The organism is Shinella sp. M31 (assembly GCF_049199205.1).
Classification (GTDB): Bacteria; Pseudomonadota; Alphaproteobacteria; order Rhizobiales; family Rhizobiaceae; genus Shinella.
This window is the reverse complement of sequence record NZ_JBLZPH010000053.1, coordinates 1-4,480: the sequence shown is the minus strand read 5'-3', so window position 1 is coordinate 4,480 and position 4,480 is coordinate 1. Positions and strand designations below refer to the sequence as shown.

The window sequence follows — 4,480 nt, the reverse complement described above, 5'->3', positions numbered from 1 at the left end:
ACGAAGGATGTCGTTTACTGGACGTTCGCGCCGACGACCTTGTCCCATTCCGCGGTGACGGCAGCCTTGTTTGCATCGACTTCCTCGAGCGTCGGGAAGTAGGCCTTTTCATAGGATGCAGCCGGCGGCAGGGCGTCGATCAGGTCCTGCGGAACCTTGCCGGCCTTGACCATGGCGTTGAAGCGGGTCGGGTGGCAATAGCCCTTCAGCCAGCCGAGCTGACCTTCGTCGGAGTAGAGGTGCTCCATCCACAGCTTGGCAGCGTTCGGGTGCGGCGCGTAGGCCGAGATGCCCTGAACGTAGACGCCGGCGAGAATGCCCGAAGCGGGAACGACGACTTCGGTCGGCGGGTTGCCGTTCAGCGTCTTGGCCCAGCCGAGCGCGTTGTAGTCCCAGGCGATCACGATCGGGGTCGAGCCCTGGGCAAGCGTGCCGGACTTGCCGATGACCGGAACGAAGTTGCCGGCCTTGTTCAGCTCTGCGAAGTAGGCGAGGCCCGCTTCACCGGCTTCCTTGCCAGCCTTTGCACCCTTGCCGAGGCCGGCGGCGAGAACGCCGAGGATGGCTTGGTTGGAGGCGCGCGGGTCACCGGCGAGAGCGACCTGACCGGCATATTCCGGCTTTAGGAGGTCAGCCCAGTCCTTCGGGGTGTTGGCAACGAGGTCCTTGTTCACCAAAAGCGACATCACGCCGTAATAGTCGCCGTACCAGAAGCCTTCGGCGTCCTTGACGGTATCCGGGATTTCGTCCCAGGTGGAGACCTTGTACGGCTGCAGCAGGCCTTCGGCCTTGGCCTGCGGGCCGAAGGCGAGACCGACGTCGATCACGTCGGGCGACTGCGGCCCCTTGTTGTCCTTGTTGGCCTTGATGGCTTCGATTTCGTCGGCCGAGCCGGCATCCGGGTTCAGTTCGTTGACCTGGATTTCCGGGTACTTCGCCTTGAAGGAGGCGATGACGTCACCGTAACCGCACCAGTCGTGCGGCAGCGCGATCGTCGTCAGCATGCCTTCCTTCTTGGCAGCTTCGATCAGCTCGGCGCTCGGCTCGGCGAAAGCGAGCGAGGGCAGCGCGATCGCGATCGCGGTGGAGAGCGAAAGCAGACGTTTCGTAGATGACATCACGGGTGTTCTCCTTTGGTGTGTCAGTCAACTTCGGCGAAGCTGATACTGCGGGCATATGAACGTTATGTGACAGTTTTGTTTCGGTTTTTTTTGTCTGACTGTCAGGACTTGCCGGGGACCTCCGGCCGGGGTTTGCGAAAAAGCCGGCTGGCCTCGAAGAGGCCCTCCAGCGTTTTCATTCGGTCGCTGGTTTCCTCCCAGCCCGAGCTCTGGACGGCTTCGATCAGCGCCTCGACGATGAACAGCGTCACGACGGACGAGTCCCAGGCCGAGGGTGCCTCGATATGCACGCGAAAGACTTTTGCAGCGGCCTTGGCGACGGGGGAGGCCCACTGATCGGTGAAAAGCACGATTTCCACACCGCGCTCTCGCGCCGCGCGGCCGAGCGTTTCCATCTCCTGCTCGTAGCGCCTGATGTCGAAGATCACCAGCACGTCGCCGGCCTTCATGTTCAGCACGTAATGCGGCCAGGAACTGGGATTGGAGGCGATCTGCGTGACGTTCGGCCGGATAACCTGGAGATGGGTGAACAGATAGTCGGCCAGCGCCTTGGTGATGCGGCCGCCGATGATGTAAATGCTGCGCTGGCGATCGGCCAGAAGGGCGGCCGCGCCGTCGAATTCCGCCGTTTCCACCTGCGACAGCGTCTGGCGCAGGTTGGTCATGATCGCGTCGGCGAAGCGGTTGAGGATATGCGTGCCGGGCGCATTGGCAGCCCATCGGTCATGTTTGGTGATGGGGCTCGACAGCGTGGCTTCCAGCTCGTGATGCAGCCGGGCCTGGAAATCCGGGAAGCCGCGGAAGCCGAGTTTCTGAACCATGCGCGCGACCGTCGGCGTCGACACGCCGGCGTTTTCCGCCACCGTCGTGATGGAGCCGAGGCCGGAGACGGGGTAATTGTCGAGCAGCGATGCGGCGAGCTGCTTTTCGGCGCGCGTCAACGCGTCGAAATGCGCACCGATCACATCCGACACCGTCATGGATGCTTGGTTGAGCGTCAAGTTATTCCCCTGCGCCCCGGTCTTTGCCGGGGTTTTTCAAGATAAAACGCGCTGTCACAATTCGAGTCAAATGTTTTTTTGAAGAGATTTTTTCAAAACCCCGTTGACACCGGCAAATCTGTGAAGAATTCTTTTCATTAATGATAAGAGCAGCTCCAGCAAAAGTGCAAAGCGGTTTTGCGTCCGGAGTTGCGTAAAACGAAAAGCCGGTCGAGGGGATCAGGCTATGGGAATTCTGACTGGAGAGGAGGGCGACCCCGTCGCCCTTGAAAACGCGTCTGCCCGCGGCCGGATCATTCTCGTCTGCGAGCATGCCTCACGCCTTCTGCCCAAATCTCTCGGCACGCTCGGCCTCTCGCAGGAGGCGCTGGCGAGCCATATCGCCTGGGATCCGGGTGCGCTGGCCGTTGCCCGCCGCATGGCGAAAAGCCTCGATGCGACGCTGATTTTCCAGCGTTTTTCGCGTCTCGTCTATGATTGCAACCGCCCACCGGAATCACCGGCGGCCATGCCGGAAAAGAGCGAGGTCTTCGATGTGCCCGGCAATGCCGGGCTCGACCAGGCGGCGCGCGATGCCCGCACCGAGGCCCTTTACCTGCCATTCCGCGAGAAGCTCGCCGACCTTGTGAAGAGCCGCATCGCGGAGGGTAGGGCGCCGGTCATCGTGACCATGCACAGCTTCACGCCCGTCTATTTCGGCAAGCCGCGCGAGGTCGAGATAGGCATCCTGCACGATGCCGACACGCGCATCGCCGACGGCATGCTGGCCGCCGCGAAGTCGGCGGGCCTCTATGCCGTGCGCCGCAATGAGCCCTATGGGCCGGAAGACGGCGTGACGCACACGCTTCGGGAGCACGGCCTGGCAAACGGCCTGCCCAATGTGATGATCGAGGTCAGAAATGACCTCATCCGAGACGAAGTCGGCCAGGGGGTCGTGGCCGACTATCTGGCGGGATTGCTCACCGAGAGCCTTCCTGCCGCATAATCAAGAAAAAGACCCGGGGAGCGGCATGGCCGCGGCGCATATCCCACGCATTTCGTGGGCCTCAGACACAGGCGGCCCCCGGGCAATTCCGCCCGGGACCAGTCGATACAGGGGAAAAACATGTCAGATTATTCCGATAACGATAAACACGAGGATATGCAGGTCCTGCATTCCATGGGATACGCGCAGGAACTCGAACGGCGCATGAGCCAGTTCTCGAACTTTGCCGTTTCCTTCTCGATCATTTGCATTCTCTCCGGCGGCATCAACTCGCTGGCGCAGGCTACATCGGGCGCGGGGGGCGCCGCGATCGGCATCGGCTGGCCGGTCGGCTGCTTCGTTTCCCTCGTCTTCGCCGTTGCCATGGCGCAGATCAGCTCGGCATACCCGACGGCCGGCGGCCTCTATCACTGGGGTTCGATCCTCGGCAACCGCTTCACCGGCTGGCTGACCGCCTGGTTCAACCTGCTCGGCCTTGTCACCGTGCTCGGCGCCATCAATGTCGGCACCTACTACTTCTTCATGGGCTCCTTCGGCACGCCGTATTTCGGTATGGAAGACACGACGCTCACCCGCATCGTCTTCCTGGCGGTCATCACCGGCGCGCAGGCCCTTGTGAACCACATGGGCATCGGCCTCACCGCCAAGCTCACGGACTTCTCCGGTTACCTGATCTTCGCGACGTCGATCCTGCTCGCCATCGTCTGCCTCGCTGCCGCCGATAGCTACGATATCGGCCGCCTCTTCACCTTCTCGAACTTCTCGGGTGCGGCCGGCGGCAATGTCTGGCCGGAAAATTCGGGCACCTGGGTGTTCCTGCTCGGCCTGCTGCTGCCGATCTACACGATCACCGGCTATGACGCCTCGGCCCATACGTCGGAAGAAACCGTCAAGGCGGCCCACTCGGTGCCGCGCGGCATGGTCTCCTCCGTCCTCTGGTCGGCGCTGTTCGGCTACATCATGCTGTGCTCCTTCGTGCTGATGATCCCCGCCTCCGCCACGCTTGCCGACGGCACTTCGACGGACGGCATGACGGCCGCCGCCGCGCAGGGCTGGAACGTCTTCTTCTGGGCGATGGACACGCAGGTGAACCCGGCGCTCAAGGATATCCTCTACTTCCTCATCCTGGTCTCGCAGTGGCTCTGCGGCCTTGCCACGGTGACCTCCGTCTCGCGCATGATCTTCGCCTTCTCGCGTGACGGCGGCCTGCCGTTCTCGCGCGGCCTCTCGAAGGTCAGCCCGAGCTACCGCACGCCGGTCGCCGCCATCTGGACGGGCTCGATCCTCTCGGTCCTGTTCGTCTGGGGCTCGTCGCTCGTCTCGATCGGCGAAACGCCTGTCTATACCGTCGTCGTCTCGTGCACGGTCATCTT

General features: G+C 62.5%; 4 protein-coding genes. 2 read left to right on the top strand and 2 right to left on the bottom strand.

The window, feature by feature from the left end:
- Nucleotides 1-14: 14 nt before the first annotated feature.
- Nucleotides 15-1,118: an ABC transporter substrate-binding protein gene (locus ACOZKU_RS08225; RefSeq protein ID WP_421578464.1), complete on the bottom strand. Its 1,104-nt coding sequence runs from the start codon at nt 1,116-1,118 to the stop codon at nt 15-17.
- A gap of 104 nt (nt 1,119-1,222) precedes the next feature.
- Nucleotides 1,223-2,101, bottom strand: coding sequence for a MurR/RpiR family transcriptional regulator (locus ACOZKU_RS08220; protein ID WP_199564099.1), 879 nt, complete (start codon nt 2,099-2,101; stop codon nt 1,223-1,225).
- Between the two features lie 247 nt (nt 2,102-2,348).
- Here ACOZKU_RS08220 and ACOZKU_RS08215 point away from each other — a divergent pair, with 247 nt between their 5' ends.
- Both ACOZKU_RS08215 and ACOZKU_RS08210 read left to right on the top strand, forming a co-directional pair.
- Complete coding sequence (locus ACOZKU_RS08215; RefSeq protein WP_314085062.1) at nt 2,349-3,107, top strand: N-formylglutamate amidohydrolase; 759 nt, start codon at nt 2,349-2,351, stop codon at nt 3,105-3,107.
- Between the two features lie 120 nt (nt 3,108-3,227).
- The coding region (locus ACOZKU_RS08210; protein WP_421578463.1) for an amino acid permease at nt 3,228-4,480 on the top strand (1,253 nt) is incomplete at its 3' end.

What these genes read in the sequence shown, in the direction of transcription:
- ACOZKU_RS08220 (WP_199564099.1), bottom strand. Translation starts at nt 2,101, where the DNA reads ATGACGGTGTCGGATGTGATCGGTGCGCATTTCGACGCGTTGACGCGC.
- ACOZKU_RS08215 (WP_314085062.1), top strand. Translation starts at nt 2,349, where the DNA reads ATGGGAATTCTGACTGGAGAGGAGGGCGACCCCGTCGCCCTTGAAAAC.
- ACOZKU_RS08225 (WP_421578464.1), bottom strand. Translation starts at nt 1,118, where the DNA reads ATGTCATCTACGAAACGTCTGCTTTCGCTCTCCACCGCGATCGCGATC.